We start from the raw sequence: 16621 nt of genomic DNA, 5'->3' as shown, positions 1-16621 counted from the left end.
AGTGCTAGGAGGTTACTCCTTTTTTGTAGAAAATAAAATTACCAATAGATGTTAGTAGTTAAAAAATCTTTCTTTTCATTCTTCTTTTTATCGTTTTATAGGAGAATGCTATGCTTCTTATTTCACCTACTGTATAATAAGAAAAAAGCACGAAAAGAGGTTATCTCATGCTAGAGGTTATTGCAACATGTTTAGAAGACGTGAAACGAATTGAACGAGCTGGCGGGAAGCGAATTGAATTAATTTCATCTTATACAGAAGGCGGTTTAACGCCGAGTTATGCATTTATAAAAAAAGCGGTAGAAGCAGTACATATACCAATTCACGTTATGATTCGTCCGCATGCGAAGTCTTTTACATATACGGAAGAAGAAATTGAAATGATGAAAGAAGATATTGTAGTTGCTCAGAATTTAGGAGTAGCTGGTGTTGTATTAGGTGTATTAAATGAAAGAAATGAAGTGGATGAAGAGAAACTAGCGAATTTATTATCTGTGGTAGATGGGATAAATGTCACATATCACCGTGCAATAGACGACACGGAAAATCCAGTAGAAGCGATGAGAACGTTAAAGAAGTTTCATAAAGTGACTCACGTCTTAACTTCAGGTGGACAAGGGAATATAGTTGATAATATTCCGGTGCTTACAGATATGCAAAAGGTAAGCGATGGTCAAATTCAGCTTGTAGTTGGAGCTGGTGTAACGAAAGAAAATATAAAGCAATTGCTAAATGAAACTGGAATTTCGCAAGCTCATGTCGGTACAGCGGTAAGAGAAGGGAAATCATGTTTTGCTGAAATTGATCCTAATTTCGTACAAGAATTAGTTCAAATCATACAATAAACAATTAAGAAAGAGGAGAAACGATGAAGGAAAATACGAAGAAAGAATTATTCTCATGGGCGAAAACGATAGGATTTACCCTTGTATTAATCGCAATTATTCGCGGTGTTTTATTTACACCGTCATTAGTACAAGGCGAATCGATGATGCCCACTTTAGAAAATAACGAACGAGTTCTCGTGAACAAGATTGGTTACAGTATAAGTGGATTAGAACGTTTTGATATTATCGTCTTTCATGGAAAAGAAGGATACGATTTAGTAAAACGAGTAATTGGTTTACCAGGTGATACAGTTGAGTATAAAAATGATGTTTTATATGTAAACGGAAAAGCGATGGAAGAACCATATTTAAAAGAGTTTAAAGAAAAAGCAGCAGGCCGTGTATTAACTCCAGACTTTACGTTAGAACAAATCACAGGAAAAACGAAAGTGCCAGAAGGCCAAGTATTTGTTTTAGGGGATAATCGTGAAGTTTCTAAAGACGGTCGTATGTTTGGGTTTATTTCAGAAGATGAAATTGTCGGAAAAGGACAAGCTGTTTTCTGGCCGTTGAAACAAGTAAGAGCGTTATAAAGAAAAAGTATGGGAGAAATATTCTTCCATACTTTTTTTATGCCTATTTATTTAAACGTTTGGTTCTGCTATAACTTGAGGTTTTGAAAGAGAACCATCATTATTTCTAAATTTTATTTTGTATTGACCTTACATAAAGGTTAAGTAGCTGAAAAATATATTGATAGAATTGAAAGAATATTTTATAATTTTAAATTATATGTTTGTTTCGAAAAACGGAATTTAAGTTCCGAAATTCGGAATAAGAGGGAGATAGAATGAGTATAAATAAAACGGCAGTTAAGACAATGGACATTTTAGAGTTGTTTTATGAGCATGAAGAGCTAAGTTTAACAGAGATGGTTCAGCTAACAAGTATGCCGAAAACATCTGTTTATCGTTTAATTGGCTCGTTAGAAGAAATGGAGTTTTTACAAAAAAACGAAAAGGGGAAATATCATCTAGGAGTTGTTTTTTTACGGTTCGGTCAACTTGTTTCACAAAGACTATCCGTAAGAAATATTGCGATTCCATATATGAAAGAGCTTAGAGATAGTTTAGGGCAGGCAGTTAATTTAATTATTCAAGATGGTAACGACGCGATTTATGTGGAAAAGATGGAAGGCGTTCAGCCTGTACGTGTGTATACGGCGGTTGGAAGAAGAGCGCCACTTTATGCTGGTGCATGTCCGAGAATTTTACTATCGTATTTTTCTGAGGAAAAGAAACGGAAATACATAGAGGAAACGAATTTAAAACAGTTTGCAGATGGAACAATCGTAGATAAGAAACAGTTGCTAGAAGTGTTACAAATGGCGAAAAAGGAAGGACACACCATTAGCTATTCTGAGTTAGAAAATCATACAGCGGCTATAGCAGCGCCCATTTTCGCAAATGATGGAACGGTTGTAGCAGGCATTAGTATTTCAGGATTAGCAATTGAGTACAGCGAAAGTAACATTCCATATTTTATCGCGAAGGTGAAAGAGACAGCGAATCGCATTTCGAAAGAACTCGGCTTTTTGGCATAGAAAGAGGGAGTAGGATGAAATTTTCTGCGTTAGGGGATCAAGCAATTATTGTTACATTTGGTGAAGAAATCGGGATGGATGTATACGAAAAAGTACAACGACTATTTCAAGCGTTGCAGCAACATCCGTTTGTAGGGATGGTTGAATGTGTTCCGTCATTTACTTCATTAGCCGTTTACTACAATTTGTATGAAGTATGGAAGGGAAATGATAGAAAGATAAGACCGTATGATTACGTATGCCAATACATAGCTAGAATGTTAGATACGTATAAGGAAGAGCTGAAACGAGATGTGAAACATATTTCTATACCCGTTTGTTACGGGGGAGAATATGGACCTGATTTAGAAGAGGTGGCACATTATCACGGTTTACAAGTAGAAGATGTCATTCGCATACATAGTGAAACAACGTATTTTGTATATATGTTAGGCTTTACACCAGGGTTCCCATATTTAGGAGGACTATCAAAAGAACTAGAAACACCTAGAAAAGAAATACCGCGGTTACAAATCTCTCCTGGTTCGGTAGGGATTGGCGGAAATCAAACAGGTATTTATCCGCTTGAAACACCGGGTGGATGGAATATTATTGGCCGAACACCAATCTCCTTATTTAATCCGGAAGAAGAAACACCAACCTTTATTCAAAGCGGCATGTATTTACGATTTATCCCAATAACGAAGGAAGAGTACGTATCACTTGAGGGGGCTAAAGAATGGATGTAGAGGTTTTGCATGCGGGAATGTTTACAACAGTCCAAGATTTAGGACGATCTCATTATCAACAATACGGTGTGCCAGTTGGCGGGGCGATGGATCAAAGTGCACTTCGGATGATCAATATGTTAGTTGGTAATGAAGAGAATGAAGCGGCACTCGAAATGACGATTATGGGACCGAAATTGTTAATAAAGAAAACGGCGTTACTCGCAATTGGCGGTGCGGATATGGAACCGTTACTGAATGGGGAGCGTATACCATTATGGCGTCCCATTTTAGCGGAAGAAGGTAGTATGCTTTGCTTTGGAAAAGTGAAAAGTGGTTGCAGAACGTATGTGACTTTTGCAGGTGGTATCCATATTGATCGTACGATGGGAAGCAAAAGTACTTACATACGTGCTGCGATTGGAGGTATAGAAGGAAGAATGTTGAAAAAGGGTGACTACTTCCAAATTGGTGTACAACCAGAAATGGCGAATCGTTTCGTTCAAGACTTACAAAAAGATGAGAGAATAAAAACGAAATGGGCAATTAGCAACAGCGTACTACCAAAGTATAAGAAACATCCTAAGCTTCGTGTCATAGTTGACTTTGAATATAATCAATTTACAGAAGAAAGTAGAAAGGCATTTTTTACGAAAGAGTATAAGGTATCTAATTATGCTGACCGTATGGGCTATAGGGTTGAGGGAGAAGTATTAAATAGGATGGAAGAAAAAGAGATTTTATCGAGTCCTGTTACATTTGGAACCATTCAAGTTCCTAATGGTGGACAGCCGATTATATTAATGGCAGATAGGCAAACGACAGGTGGCTATCCGAGAATGGGAAATATCATTTCAGTAGATTTACCTCTTCTTGCCCAGCTAAAGCCGGGGGACTATGTTTCTTTTGAGAAAATTTCGCTTGAAGAAGCGGAACAATTGTACATAGAACAAGAAGTAAATATGAATCTATTAAAGAAATTCATTGCTTTACGAAGCTGAAATTAGGAGGGAAACAGTGTGACTACAATTGATTTAAATTGTGATTTAGGAGAAAGTTTTGGCGCTTATAAAATGGGGAATGATGATGAAATTCTCCCGTTCGTTTCCTCAATAAACGTTGCTTGCGGTTTTCATGCAGGTGATCCGTCCGTTATGCGCCAAACAGTTGAAAAGGCAATGCAACATAACGTTGCGATAGGGGCACACCCCGGATTTCCAGATTTAATTGGATTTGGTAGAAGGAATATGAACGTTCCAGCAAGTGAAGTATACGATTATGTTCTATATCAAATTGGTGCATTAGACGGTTTTGTAAAAGCAGCTGGCGGGAAGATGCATCATGTGAAACCCCACGGTGCTCTATATAATATGGCGGCAACTAATCCGGAAATTGCAGATGCAATTGCAAAGGCAATATATCATATAAATCCAAGTCTATTACTTTACGGATTAGCAAATAGCGAGGCGTTTATACAGGCTGCAGAAAAATACAATATAACTCTCGTACAAGAAGCTTTCGCAGATCGTACGTATAAGCAAGATGGAACATTAACGAGTCGTACGGAAGAAAATGCGCTTATAAAAAATGAAGAAGAAGCGATAAAGCAAGTGCTTCAAATGGTGAAAGAAGGCTATGTAAATTCGGTGAACGGCCAGAAAGTAGCCGTTCAGGCGCAGACGATTTGTTTACACGGTGATGGAGAAAAAGCAGTACAATTTGCGAAAAGAATATACAGAACATTCGAACATAATGGTATTTCTATTTGTGCACCGAAATAAAAAAATGTGGGGAAGTGTTGGAATTGGTGAAATTAATCGGGATATTACTAGTTGCAGTGGGCTTTTTATTTAGATTAAATACACTTTTAGTCGTTATGGTTGCAGGTATTGTTACTGGTATGGTTTCAGGATTAAGCTTTTATGATGTCATTAGCATGTTCGGTAAATTTTTCATAGAAAATAGATATATGTCTATGCCTATCATACTAACTTTACCGGTAATCGGAATTTTAGAGCGTTACGGTTTGAAAGAAAGAGCAGAAGCACTTATAACGAAATCAAAAGGTGCAACAACTGGAAGAGTATTAATGTCATATTTTACGATAAGAGAATCATCAGCAGCACTAGGGCTTAATATTGGTGGTCATGCACAAACAGTAAGACCACTCGTTGCACCGATGGCAGAAGGGGCTGCGCAAGGTAAATACGGTAAGCTCCCTGAAAAATTAAGAGAAAAGATTAAAGCAAATGCAGCAGCTGCGGAAAATACAGCTTGGTTTTTCGGAGAAGACATTTTTATCGCAACGGGTGCTATTTTATTAATGAAAGGATTCTTTGATTCAGTAGGTATGCATGTCGGAGTATGGGATATGGCGCTTTGGGGTATTCCAACTGCAATATCTGCACTTATCGTAAGCTGGATTAGATTTAAAAGGTTTGATAAATATATAGCAAAAACGATGACATCAAAAGAAAAAGAAGAGAAGGAGGCGATATAAAATGAACATCATCACAATGGATACAATCTACTATGTATTAGGTATAATCGTTGCCTTTATCGCCGTTCGTATCGCATTCGATCGTGAACATCCAAATCGATTTGGTTCTAGTCTATTTTGGGCGTTATTTGCAGTTACATTTTTATTCGGAAATGTAATCCCTTCGTTTTACGTTGGCTGTATTGTACTCGCTATGGTTGTGTTAGCTTCACTAAATAAAGTAACAAAATCAGAGGAGAAAGAAGTTCCAGTACAAGAACGTGTGAAACATGCGGAGAAATTAAAAAATAAAATCTTTATGCCTGCACTATTAATTCCTATTTTTACAATTATCGGTACGTTAACGTTAGGGAAAATCAAATGGGGAAATGTCTCCCTTGTTGATCCAGATAAAGTAACGCTAGTAGCATTAGCATTAGGTGCATTACTTGCGTTCGTTGCTGCGATGCGTATTACAAAATCAAAAATAACAACGCCTGTGCAAGAAGGAAGTAGACTATTACAAGCTGTCGGCTGGGCTGTTATTTTACCACAAATGTTAGCGGCACTTGGCGGTATTTTCGCAAAATCTGGCGTTGGACAAGTCGTTTCAGATTTAGTTGGACAAGTATTACCGACAGAGTATCCGTTCGTTGCTGTTATGGCGTACTGTTTAGGAATGATGCTTTTCACAGTCGTAATGGGAAATGCTTTCGCAGCGTTTGCCGTTATTACTGGCGGAATTGGTTTACCTTTAATCGTTCAAATGCACGGCGGAAACCCAGCGATTATGGCAGCGCTTGGTATGTTTGCGGGATATTGCGGAACGCTACTTACGCCAATGGCAGCAAACTTTAATATCGTTCCGGCAATGCTTTTAGAACTAAAAGATAAAAATGCCGTTATTAAAGCGCAAGTACCAATCGCTCTTTCAATCTTCATCATAAATATGTTTATCATGTACGGCCTAGTATATCGTTTCTAATTAGGAGGAGAAAACTATGAAAATAGTATTATTAACAGGATTTGATCCGTTCGGCGGAGAAAGTATCAATCCAGCTTGGGAAGTTGCAAAAAGTTTGCATGAAAAAACAATCGGAGAATACAAGATTATTAGTAAACAAGTACCCACTGTATTTCATAAATCAATCAGTGTATTAAAAGAGTATATAGAAGAACTAGCACCGGAATTTATTATATGCATTGGACAAGCTGGGGGTAGACCAGATATTACGATAGAGCGTGTCGCAATTAATATTGATGATGCAAGAATTGCTGACAATGAAGGGAACCAACCGGTAGATGTACCGGTTGTAGAAGAAGGACCAGCTGCTTATTGGTCTACACTTCCGATGAAAGCAATTGTAAAAAAACTTCAAGAAGAAGGTATACCGGCTTCCGTTTCACAAACAGCAGGTACGTTCGTTTGTAATCATTTATTCTATGGTCTCATGCATGAACTAGAAAAACATGATACAAAAATGAAAGGCGGATTTATTCATATTCCGTTTTTACCAGAGCAAGCGAGTAATTATCCAGGGCAACCGAGTATGTCACTTTCTACTATTCGTAAAGGGATAGAGTTGGCAGTTGAGGTAACGACGACCGTTGAGGTGGATATTGTAGAGGTTGGTGGCACGACGCATTAAGTAGAATGAATTGTACGACACCTCCTGTAAACAGCTGGTATAATATAGTATAGGAAAATACATAGAGGTGATTGTTGTGCAACAATTTGAAGAAGTACGTTCAATTTTAGAAAAAGCGAAGAAAATGACAGTATTAACAGGCGCTGGTGCAAGTACGGAAAGTGGTATCCCAGATTTTCGTTCAGCAAATGGATTGTATGCTGATGCGAATGTGGAGATGTACTTATCAAGAGGGTACTATAACCGAAGTCCGAAAGAATTTTGGAAGCATTATAAAGAAATATTTCAAATTAATACGTTTCATCAATATAAGCCAAATCGTGGCCATCGCTTTTTAGCTGAATTAGAAGAAAAAGGAAAAGATATTACGGTTTTAACGCAAAATATTGACGGTTTACATCAATTAGGTGGTAGTAAACATGTCATTGATTTACACGGCACACTGCAAACTGCACATTGTCCGAAGTGTAAAACGGGATATGATTTGCAGTATATGATTGATCATGAAGTGCCGCGCTGTCAGAAGTGTAATTTCATTTTAAATCCAGACGTTGTTTTATACGGAGATACGTTGCCGCAATATCAAAATGCGGTCAAACGTTTATATGAAACAGATGTGCTTATCGTTATGGGGACGTCACTCAAAGTACAACCTGTTGCTTCATTCCCGCAAATCGCAAAGAGGGAAGTAGGAGCAACAACGATTTTAGTAAATGAAGAGTTAACAGGACAGGAATATAACTTTGATTATGTTTTTCAAAATAAGATTGGTGAATTTGTTGACGGATTGTCTTCAAGGAAATAAGTTATCGAAAAAACTGAGGTATCCGCCTCAGTTTTTTATTTGAGTAATCGTTATACTAAGCAGCGTGAAAACATGTCGATAATGTAGTAACAACATCTCTATAATTAATAAAAAAGTGTTTCGTAGGTAAAATAGCAGAGTAAGAAGTAGTATTATTTTTAACGAATACACAATCGTCATAAAGTAAGCTAATATGTAGCTGTTGTAAAGGTTTTATTTGGTGTTGTTTTATATATAAAACTAAGTCTTCGTAAAGTTGTCTACTAAAATCACTTACAGACCATTCTAATGAAAGCTGACCTGCTATGCTAGTCCACCATACTTTAAAACTACATATTAATTCTTTGAATAATTCTTTATTACATAAATGATTATCAAAAAGATTCTCATAAAAGATATGGTTTTCATCATAAAAAATTTGCGAATCATACTTGTCATTAGCCATTTGTTTGCGAAGTGAATGCCATAATTCTTTGAAATTTGCTTCAAAGTTAGTAGAAAAATTGAATTGTCTTGCTATGTAAGGAAATTTTAAATTTTCCTTTTTCTCTTTTTGGTTGAGATAAATATTTTGAATATAAATCATAAAGTTTAAACAATGGGGCGCATTAGTATGTATTGTAAATGAATCTGTCATTTTCGTTCTCTCCTTAAGTAATGTCTTTTATGAATTTATTTCTTTAGTATACAAATAAATGTAAACTAATGGTATAAAAATAAATTTGTACCATTTTTCTTTTAGAATAATATTCATGTTATTGTGCATTAAGGGAATGGTAATAAATAGGATGTAAAATAAAAAAACTGAAAATTAAATCTTTTATTTCTTTTATAATTAATATAAAATTCTATATATATCATATAAATAAATTTGATACATAATGGTTCCATGTAGAAATGTTAATAGAATGAAGCGAGGGAGCGAAATGAGACAGAAAAAGGAGCAGAAGAAACAATCGAAAAAGAAAAAGACTCATATTCCTTTTCGGTTAAATGTACTATTTTTTATCGTCTTTCTTTTATTTTCAGCTATTATAATTCAATTAGGTAAAGTACAAATCATTGATGGAGAAACGTATAGAAATGAAGTGAACAAAAAGGAAGATGTAACGGTAAGTACACCTGTTCCTAGAGGGAAAATGTTTGATCGACAAGGTCAGGTGATTGTAAATAATAAACCACTACGAACCGTTACATATACGAAAATGAAAGGAGTAGATTCGAAAGAAGTTTTACAAGTAGCAAGACAGTTAGCCCAGTTAATTGAAATGTCGCCAGAGGATATAGACAAGTTAACAGAAACAGATAAAAAGGATTTTTGGATGCAGTTAAATGAAAAGCGGGCAGCAGAAAAAGTAACGAAAGAAGATGAGAGTAAATTTAGGAAGCAGGAGATAGAAGGAAAAGAATTAGATAAAAAAGTGGAAGAGTTACGTAGGGAAAGAATTACACAAGAAGAATTAAGCGAACTTTCAAAAGAAGACCTAGAAGTACTAGCTATTAAAAGCAAAATGAATGCGGGATATAAAATGACGCCGCAAATCGTTAAAAAAGATGTAAGTCAAAATGAATATGCAGTCGTAAGTGAAAGATTGGCAAGCTTGCCCGGAGTAGATACGACAGTAGACTGGGAACGTGAATACCCAAATGATAAAATACTTCGTTCTATTCTTGGTAGCGTTTCTACTGAAAATGAAGGATTGCCAAGGGAACAATTAGATTATTATTTAGTGCGTGATTATAACCGAAATGACCGCATTGGTAAGAGTTACATCGAAAAGCAATATGAAGACGCATTACATGGAACGAAAGAGCAATCTAGAAGCATTACAGATAAAGCAGGAAATATAATCCGGACAGAAAAAGTGACCGAAGGAAAAAGTGGAAATAATTTAATGTTAACAGTAGATATGGAGTTACAGAAAAAAGTAGAGGAAAGTCTTGAAAAGAATTTACGAGCATTTCATTCTGCAGAGCCGATGATGGATCGTGCATTCGTTGTAATGATGAATCCGAAAAACGGTCAAATTTTATCGATGGCAGGAAAGAAAATTGTAAATAAAGATGGCGGGATGCAAATAGAGGACTATGCTTTAGGGACGATGACAAGTTCTTATGAGTTAGGGTCAACTGTGAAAGGGGCTACATTATTAGCCGGCTATCAAACTGACACAATTAAGCCGTATACACATTTCTTTGATGCACCTATGTATTTTAAAGGAAGCTCTAAGCCGAAGAAATCGTGGAAAGACTTTGGTGATATTGATGATTTAAGAGCTTTACAAGTTTCATCAAACGTATATATGTTTAATACAGCATTAAAGATGGCAGGTATAAATTATGTGCCAAACAATCCATTAGATATTAAACAAGAGACATTTAATAAAATGCGCTACTATTTTAGACAATTTGGTTTAGGTGTACCGACTGGTATTGACTTGCCGAATGAATCGATTGGTCAAATGGGTAGAACGGATAACGTACCTGGTTTTTTACTTGATTATGCGATTGGACAGTACGATACATATACGCCGCTTCAACTTGCTCAATATATTTCAACCATTGCAAACGGTGGTTACAGAATGAAACCGCAAATTGTGCAAGAAGTGAGAGAACAACCACATAGACCAGAGGATGTTGGAAAAGTTATTCGATCTATTGAACCAGTTATTTTAAATCGAGTGGATATGAACACTTCATACATTAATCATGTAAAAGAAGGATTTAGAAGGGTTTTTCAAGAGAATGACGGAACAGGTACTGCAACGTTTAAAGGATTACCGTATAAACCAGCTGGAAAAACAGGGACAGCTGAAACTGTGTATGGTGGAGAAAGTGAAATTGGAAGAGATGAAAACAATAATCGAAAAAAATGTTATAATTTAACTCTTGCCGGTTATGCGCCGTATGATGCTGATCCGGAAGTAGCTTTTTCAGTTGTTGTACCATGGGTAAATGATGACAAATCAGGAATTAATTCCGCGATTGGTAAAGAGATTTTGGATGCGTATTTTGAATTGAAAGCGAAAAGAGCAGGTGGAAATCCAGTCCCAGTAGAGCAGCCGAACAAGGCCCAGTAAAAATAATATCACTGCATTGAGACATATGGTGCAGTGATATATTTTTTGATTTAAAAAGCGTTTGAATAAGGTGGGAATGGATATGAAACAGGAGATTAAAAGAGGTTGGGGGAAATACATACTCTTCGTGTTTGTTTTGGTAATAGCCTATCATTCTTTTACTTTATGTAAAGTGGAAGGGAAATCAATGCAACCGACTTTATATGAAGAAGACTACGTATTTGTAAATAAAGCAGCCGTACACTTTTCTGATTTAGAGCATGGAGAAATTGTCATTATAAAGGAAGAGGATGAGTCAAAATATTATGTAAAACGAGTAATAGGGCTTCCTGGTGACGTAATTAACATAACGAATGGATCTGTATATGTGAATGATAAAAAACAAGAAGAACCGTATACAAATAAAGATTTATTCAATAATACGCAAGTGTTTTATAACTTTCAAAAGACAAAAATCCCACCAAATAAATTATTTGTAATGGGAGATAATCGTGAACTTAGTAGAGATAGTCGAAACGGTTTAGGATATATTGAAGAAGATAATATAATAGGCAAAGTGGAATTTGTATATTATCCTTTTTCAAAAATGAAGATCATAGAATAAGTGGGGGTTTCTCTATCCCCACTTATTAACGTTTCACTTTATCTTCTTTAAAAAACCTTTTGGGTTAAACGATATGAAAAACTTATGCTTAGATTCATCGATTATGAAATTGTTGTTTGTAGCTAAAAACTCTTCAACAGCTTCCATTGGGCCAGGTCCCCAATCAGGAGAAACAGGATTTCCATTAATAGATGTATCTTCTACTATAATATAACTGCCTTTAGTAACGATAGATTTATAAAGCAACAATTCTTTTGCTACATGCTCTTTACTATGATCTGAATCTAAAATAACTAAAATCACATCATCAGGTTTGCGCATACTTAATATTGTTTGCACAGCGGTTACTGAAACAGAAGAAGCTGTTAAATACGTAATACGATCATGGGATGGACGATTTGGTTGTGGAAATATATCAATAGTAAGAACATGACCTTTTCCAATTAAATCTAAAATGGAAGCTAAATACAGTGCGCTACCACCATAACAAGTGCCACATTCAATAATTAAATCGGGTTTTAATTCGTAAATCATTTCTTGATACAAAAAAAGATCAGAAGGAAGTTTGAGAATGGGGACTCCAAGCCAATGTGTATCATATAACCAGACTCGACTATCGTAAAATTGTTTTAAAAATTCGCTGCTTATGTTATCGATTTTGAACACTCCTTTCTGGAAACGAAAGTTGTACAATATATTATGTGAGATATGATTGTAAGGAGAATGTTTTTGAATAAAAATGAGCAAAATACCTCATTAAAAAAAACAGTTGTTTGTATAATAAGTATTTTTTTATGCAGCAAGTCTAATCAAAATGCTGTTTAAATTTTTAGATGAGGGGAAAAAGAAAGGAAAGAAACGTATGTATAAGTACACAATTTGTTTCATTAGAAAAGGAAATAAAATACTCTTATTGAATAGAAATAAAAAGCCAAATATGGGAATGTGGAATGGTGTTGGTGGAAAAATTGAAGATAATGAAACGCCATATGAAGGAATAATTAGAGAAACGCTTGAAGAAACAGGCATAGATCTTCCAAGTGTAACGTATAAAGGGAATGTCGTTTTTAAAAGTAAGGACGAGTCTCAGGGGCTTGAAGGAATGTATGTATTCCTTGCTGACCTGCCAGATGGAGTACATATGGACACGCCAGTAAGTACGACGGAAGGATTATTAGAATGGAAAGAAATTGATTGGATATTAAATAAGGATAATAGAGGTGTAGTTAGCAATTTACCAAAATACTTACCAATAGTATTAACAGAAGAAAATAAGTTAGAGCATATATTCACGTACGATAACGGGAATATTATTCATTACACAACTTCATTTTTGACAGATGATAATGCGAACACACGATATGTAAAAAAAAAACTCTTTCATACTCAAGTTAATAAAATATTTCAAAGAGCAATTAGCATTTGTATGTTGATTGCTTTCATTATATATGCGAGGTGATGATATGTTTCAGAATGGCCATAATCGCTATATGTACGATGTTCCTTTTGGTAGCTTGTTCTAAAAGTGATAAAGAACTTAAAAACATTCAACAAGCGGACTATTTAGTATCCTATTCAAATGCAATGAAAGATGGTGGTTACATATATGCATATGATAAGAAAGGAAATACGATTAGTAAAATGGAAGTAGATGGTCAAAGTATGATGAGCAATGCAAAAGATGAAAAGGGATACTACTTTTCATCAAATAGAAATAACAATCATTATGCAATTGATAAGACTGGTAAGGTGCAAGAAATCAGTAGACCGAAACAATTACAAGATGTAAACGCAGGGGCATATTTCATCCATGCAGAACAAGGTTATAAATTTTATGATGTGAACATTGGGCTGGTAGACGAAAAGAAAGGATATACAAGTGAACTCGTATATTGGAAAGAGAATGATAAAAGGCAAGAAAGTGTAGAACTAAAGGGAACGATTCAAGGTGCGCATATTATTGAGAATCATATATACGCATTTTCACAAACGCTAGACAAAGTATATATTTCAGAAATAGATTTGGTCACAAATAAAAAAACAAACGAATTTGAAATTCCTAATGAAAATGTGTATTTTGCACCAACTCCTCAAAAAGTAATTTTTCAAAAGTATAAAGATAAACTAATACTCGCATTAAGTGATAATGTAAATCAAAAGCTGCCTTCCAAATTAATGATGATAAACCCGAAAACTAAAGTAGTAGAAAAAGAAACGGTATTAAATGACAAGCAATTCATACCTGTTTTAGTGCAGGTGTATGATAATAAGGTGTACGTTTTAAATCATGATGAAAAAATAAAAGAGTTAGATGAGAATTTGAATATCATACGTACATATTCACTGCAGAGTGATACAAAAATCGCTAGAGAGGACAAAGGGATTTCGGATATACAAGTACATGGTAATAAGTTATACATCTTATACAAAGATATGAATCCAAAGAGTAAAACGAAACAATTGGTAGCTGAGATTGAAGGATATGATTTGTTAACAGGAGGAAGTATTGAAAAGACTACTTTACAATTAGAGAGGAAATGGGATGATATTACCTTTCTTGTATTAAAAGAGTAAAAAAATGATTTGAAGGGAGTGACTCAAATTATGACATTCAAAAACGAGGAAGAACTAAATAAAGCTTTCGAGGCGGCCAAAGCGAGTCTAGAAATAGAAGGCATGACTGTTACAAAGGAAATGGAAAAAATTATAAAAGAAAAGGTATCCGGAAAGATAACGCACGAGCAACTTATTACATTAGCTGATGTGATTGCAAGACGTGGACGTACTTAACAATCTAGAAACCACCACAAAATTTTTAAAAATAAACGGGGAAAAAGAGATGGTAGATCCATCTCTTTTTCATATGCTCCATGATTAACTGCGAATCGCCTTAATCAGAAAACGATGTTGCGTCACATCAAAATATCCTTTTTGTAAGATGACTTTATGTATACGATATAATTCCTCATAATACCTTTCGACAGTAAAATTAGGGATTTGCCACGGAATTGCTTTTAAATAATAGACAATAGCACCAATGTCGTAAAAGCGTTGGAAAGGAAACTCTTCTTTTGCTTCTAAAATAGTAAATCCATTTTCCTTTAACTCACTACATGCTGTTTCAAGAGACCAACTTGCAAATTCGTTATTTAGCGGTGCGTTAAACTGCTCATTTAGTTCCGCACAATCGAGACCACCAACTTGTTGTGTAAGAAATATTCCATTAGGAGAAAGTATTCTATTTACCTCAGAAGCAGAATAGGATTCATGTTGATTCATAATGAAATCAAATTGTTCATCTTGAAATGGTAAAGCAGTATCATCAATTACTGCCACAACTGTAACCCCTAAAGGTTCTAATTTCTTCCGAGCAATTGGCAAGTTTGGTGCATAACCCTCAGTCGCATAAATAGTTGGTGGGAACGATTGTAACATAGATAAAAACTCTCCGCCGCCAGTACCCATATCGAGCATTGCTTTAGCACGTTGCATAAGCTGATAAGCAGTGCTACCGTACGACCATGATAAAGGCTCGCTCTTCATTCGGCCCGTTTCTGAAATAAAAGAAAAATCCCAACCGCTAAAATGTGTATTTGCACTTTCTAATAAAGTTAAAAATAATAGATTACGTTTCATAATTATGTCCTCCTATTTTTCAATGAATGATATGATGAAAAAAGAAAAAGGAGGACCTCTTATGAAAGAGAAGCGGTTTTACGTTTCGTGCTCGAATAGATTCATATAAATTCGCTCCTTGTGAGAATGGTTATTTATATATTCGGGATAAGTAAGTGAAAGTCCTTTGAATTTGTGAGGGAAGGTTATGCTCTTCAATAATTGGGCCATTAAATGAAATAGTGCAATACGTATTGATTACATGAATTTTAACGTTTTTGAATTTTCTTGAATTATCCTCTTGAACCTCTAGTTACTTTAGGTTTTATAATGAATTTATATTTTTAATAGGGGGATTTACATGAATACGGATAAAAAGTTTTCTATTGGAGAATTCTCGAAAAAAACGGGCATACCAATTCCTACTTTGCATTACTATGATGAAATTGGATTGTTACAACCAGAAAAGAATCCTTCTTCAGGGCACCGCATTTATAAATATCAAGATATTATAACCTTACAAAAAATTATAAGTTTAAAATTTCTAGGCTATAGTCTAGATAAAGTCGCTAATTTGTTACATGAATCAAGCTTTAGCGTTGATCTGAATGAAAGCTTGTCTCTCCATTTGCAAGTGTTAGAAAGAGAACAAGAACAAATTGAGCAATCAATGCAAGTAATTAAAAGAGTAATGAAGTTAGTCGAAGAGGAAGAAGAGGTAGATAGTACTGTATTATTTAGTCTTATTTACGGTATGAATACTGAACATACACACAAAGAATGGACGGAACGCCATAAGTTAACGGATATCGTGGAAGAAATATCAAAGAAATCAGAAGAAGATAAAATTGCTTTGGATAAAACGTTTATTCACTTGTCTAAAAAGGTTAAGCAATTATATGGTAAACCAGTCGAGGATTCGAAAGTACAAGAGATGATTAAGGAATATATTGAAGAGTCTTTTTCATTTCTTAATGAGGATCTGATACAAAAGTTAGCTAATACTAGTGTGGAAGAACTGGATATGCAAGAACTTGAAAATATGATACCTTCGCCTTTCGCAGAAGATGAACAAAAATGGCTTAATGAAGCGATGGAATATTATATGAAGCAAGTAGAAATGGAATAGGGATAGATTTTATGAGCAATGGTAGGTGGTTTAGCTTTATCGAAATAATGCTATAGACCTTTCATTGAAGAAGTGGAATGTTGGAAAAATACGTTTGTTATTGCTGTATTTAAAAGAAAGAAA

The 16621-nt window shown here is 35.1% G+C and carries 19 protein-coding genes; 16 read left to right on the top strand and 3 right to left on the bottom strand.

Going from position 1 to position 16621, the window contains the following annotated elements:
• The first annotated feature begins 167 nt into the window (after positions 1–167).
• The 10 genes from ACTFR9_RS07750 (at position 168) to ACTFR9_RS07705 (ending at position 8070) form a co-directional block, all read left to right on the top strand.
• A complete protein-coding gene (locus ACTFR9_RS07750) occupies positions 168–845 on the top strand; it encodes a copper homeostasis protein CutC (protein ID WP_000895083.1) in 678 nt (225 codons plus the stop codon).
• Between the two features lie 23 nt (positions 846–868).
• On the top strand, positions 869–1420 hold the full coding sequence (gene lepB / locus ACTFR9_RS07745; RefSeq protein ID WP_000662493.1) for a signal peptidase I: 552 nt from the start codon (positions 869–871) through the stop codon (positions 1418–1420).
• A 257-nt stretch (positions 1421–1677) separates the two neighbouring features.
• The gene (locus ACTFR9_RS07740; protein ID WP_000026379.1) at positions 1678–2430 is read left to right on the top strand and encodes an IclR family transcriptional regulator; all 753 of its coding nucleotides are present in this window, start codon (positions 1678–1680) and stop codon (positions 2428–2430) included.
• A gap of 14 nt (positions 2431–2444) precedes the next feature.
• Entirely contained in the window at positions 2445–3158 is a 714-nt protein-coding gene (gene pxpB, locus ACTFR9_RS07735) for a 5-oxoprolinase subunit PxpB (protein ID WP_000672252.1), read from the top strand.
• On the top strand, positions 3149–4138 hold the full coding sequence (locus ACTFR9_RS07730; protein WP_000382215.1) for a biotin-dependent carboxyltransferase family protein: 990 nt from the start codon (positions 3149–3151) through the stop codon (positions 4136–4138). Before pxpB ends, ACTFR9_RS07730 begins: the two co-directional genes overlap by 10 nt.
• Positions 4139–4156: 18 nt before the next feature.
• A complete protein-coding gene (gene pxpA / locus ACTFR9_RS07725; RefSeq protein WP_000207334.1) occupies positions 4157–4918 on the top strand; it encodes a 5-oxoprolinase subunit PxpA in 762 nt (253 codons plus the stop codon).
• Between the two features lie 23 nt (positions 4919–4941).
• Positions 4942–5637 (top strand): DUF969 domain-containing protein, encoded by a 696-nt coding sequence (locus ACTFR9_RS07720; protein ID WP_000239801.1) that lies wholly within the window; start codon positions 4942–4944, stop codon positions 5635–5637.
• Between the two features lies 1 nt (position 5638).
• Positions 5639–6601 (top strand): DUF979 domain-containing protein, encoded by a 963-nt coding sequence (locus ACTFR9_RS07715; RefSeq protein ID WP_001021658.1) that lies wholly within the window; start codon positions 5639–5641, stop codon positions 6599–6601.
• Positions 6602–6617: 16 nt separating this feature from the next.
• Complete coding sequence (gene pcp, locus ACTFR9_RS07710) at positions 6618–7265, top strand: pyroglutamyl-peptidase I (protein ID WP_000706748.1); 648 nt, start codon at positions 6618–6620, stop codon at positions 7263–7265.
• A 76-nt stretch (positions 7266–7341) separates the two neighbouring features.
• A complete protein-coding gene (locus ACTFR9_RS07705; protein ID WP_001183813.1) occupies positions 7342–8070 on the top strand; it encodes an NAD-dependent protein deacylase in 729 nt (242 codons plus the stop codon).
• A gap of 55 nt (positions 8071–8125) precedes the next feature.
• On the opposite strand, the gene ACTFR9_RS07700 is transcribed toward ACTFR9_RS07705, so the two are convergent.
• Positions 8126–8707, bottom strand: a complete 582-nt coding sequence (locus ACTFR9_RS07700) for a hypothetical protein (protein WP_000132272.1) — start codon at positions 8705–8707, stop codon at positions 8126–8128.
• Between the two features lie 289 nt (positions 8708–8996).
• Here ACTFR9_RS07700 and ACTFR9_RS07695 point away from each other — a divergent pair, with 289 nt between their 5' ends.
• Both ACTFR9_RS07695 and lepB (ACTFR9_RS07690) read left to right on the top strand, forming a co-directional pair.
• A complete protein-coding gene (locus tag ACTFR9_RS07695; protein WP_001249210.1) occupies positions 8997–11150 on the top strand; it encodes a peptidoglycan D,D-transpeptidase FtsI family protein in 2154 nt (717 codons plus the stop codon).
• An 82-nt stretch (positions 11151–11232) separates the two neighbouring features.
• A complete protein-coding gene (gene lepB / locus ACTFR9_RS07690; protein ID WP_000806877.1) occupies positions 11233–11754 on the top strand; it encodes a signal peptidase I in 522 nt (173 codons plus the stop codon).
• A 33-nt stretch (positions 11755–11787) separates the two neighbouring features.
• Here lepB (ACTFR9_RS07690) and ACTFR9_RS07685 read toward each other — a convergent pair whose 3' ends face one another.
• Complete coding sequence (locus ACTFR9_RS07685) at positions 11788–12420, bottom strand: cephalosporin hydroxylase family protein (RefSeq protein ID WP_003161750.1); 633 nt, start codon at positions 12418–12420, stop codon at positions 11788–11790.
• A 196-nt stretch (positions 12421–12616) separates the two neighbouring features.
• On the opposite strand from ACTFR9_RS07685, the gene ACTFR9_RS07680 reads away from it, so the two are divergent.
• The 3 genes from ACTFR9_RS07680 to ACTFR9_RS07670 are packed head-to-tail and all read left to right on the top strand — an operon-like array spanning position 12617 to position 14544.
• Complete coding sequence (locus ACTFR9_RS07680) at positions 12617–13213, top strand: NUDIX hydrolase (RefSeq protein WP_370648074.1); 597 nt, start codon at positions 12617–12619, stop codon at positions 13211–13213.
• A 38-nt stretch (positions 13214–13251) separates the two neighbouring features.
• A complete protein-coding gene (locus tag ACTFR9_RS07675; RefSeq protein WP_001997760.1) occupies positions 13252–14328 on the top strand; it encodes a hypothetical protein in 1077 nt (358 codons plus the stop codon).
• A gap of 30 nt (positions 14329–14358) precedes the next feature.
• The gene (locus tag ACTFR9_RS07670) at positions 14359–14544 is read left to right on the top strand and encodes an antitoxin VbhA family protein (protein ID WP_000143190.1); all 186 of its coding nucleotides are present in this window, start codon (positions 14359–14361) and stop codon (positions 14542–14544) included.
• Between the two features lie 84 nt (positions 14545–14628).
• Here ACTFR9_RS07670 and ACTFR9_RS07665 read toward each other — a convergent pair whose 3' ends face one another.
• Positions 14629–15390 carry a class I SAM-dependent methyltransferase gene (locus tag ACTFR9_RS07665; protein ID WP_000828025.1) on the bottom strand — a complete coding sequence of 254 codons (762 nt, stop codon included), beginning with the start codon at positions 15388–15390 and terminating at the stop codon, positions 14629–14631.
• Between the two features lie 340 nt (positions 15391–15730).
• On the opposite strand from ACTFR9_RS07665, the gene ACTFR9_RS07660 reads away from it, so the two are divergent.
• Positions 15731–16498: a MerR family transcriptional regulator gene (locus ACTFR9_RS07660; protein ID WP_001090706.1), complete on the top strand. Its 768-nt coding sequence runs from the start codon at positions 15731–15733 to the stop codon at positions 16496–16498.
• Positions 16499–16621 lie beyond the last annotated feature (123 nt).

It is taken from the genome of Bacillus cereus group sp. MYBK222-1, assembly GCF_051916425.1.
GTDB lineage: Bacteria > Bacillota > Bacilli > Bacillales > Bacillaceae_G > Bacillus_A > Bacillus_A paranthracis.
Note: the sequence above shows the minus strand (reverse complement) of the source record. Positions and strands in the feature narration are given on the sequence as shown.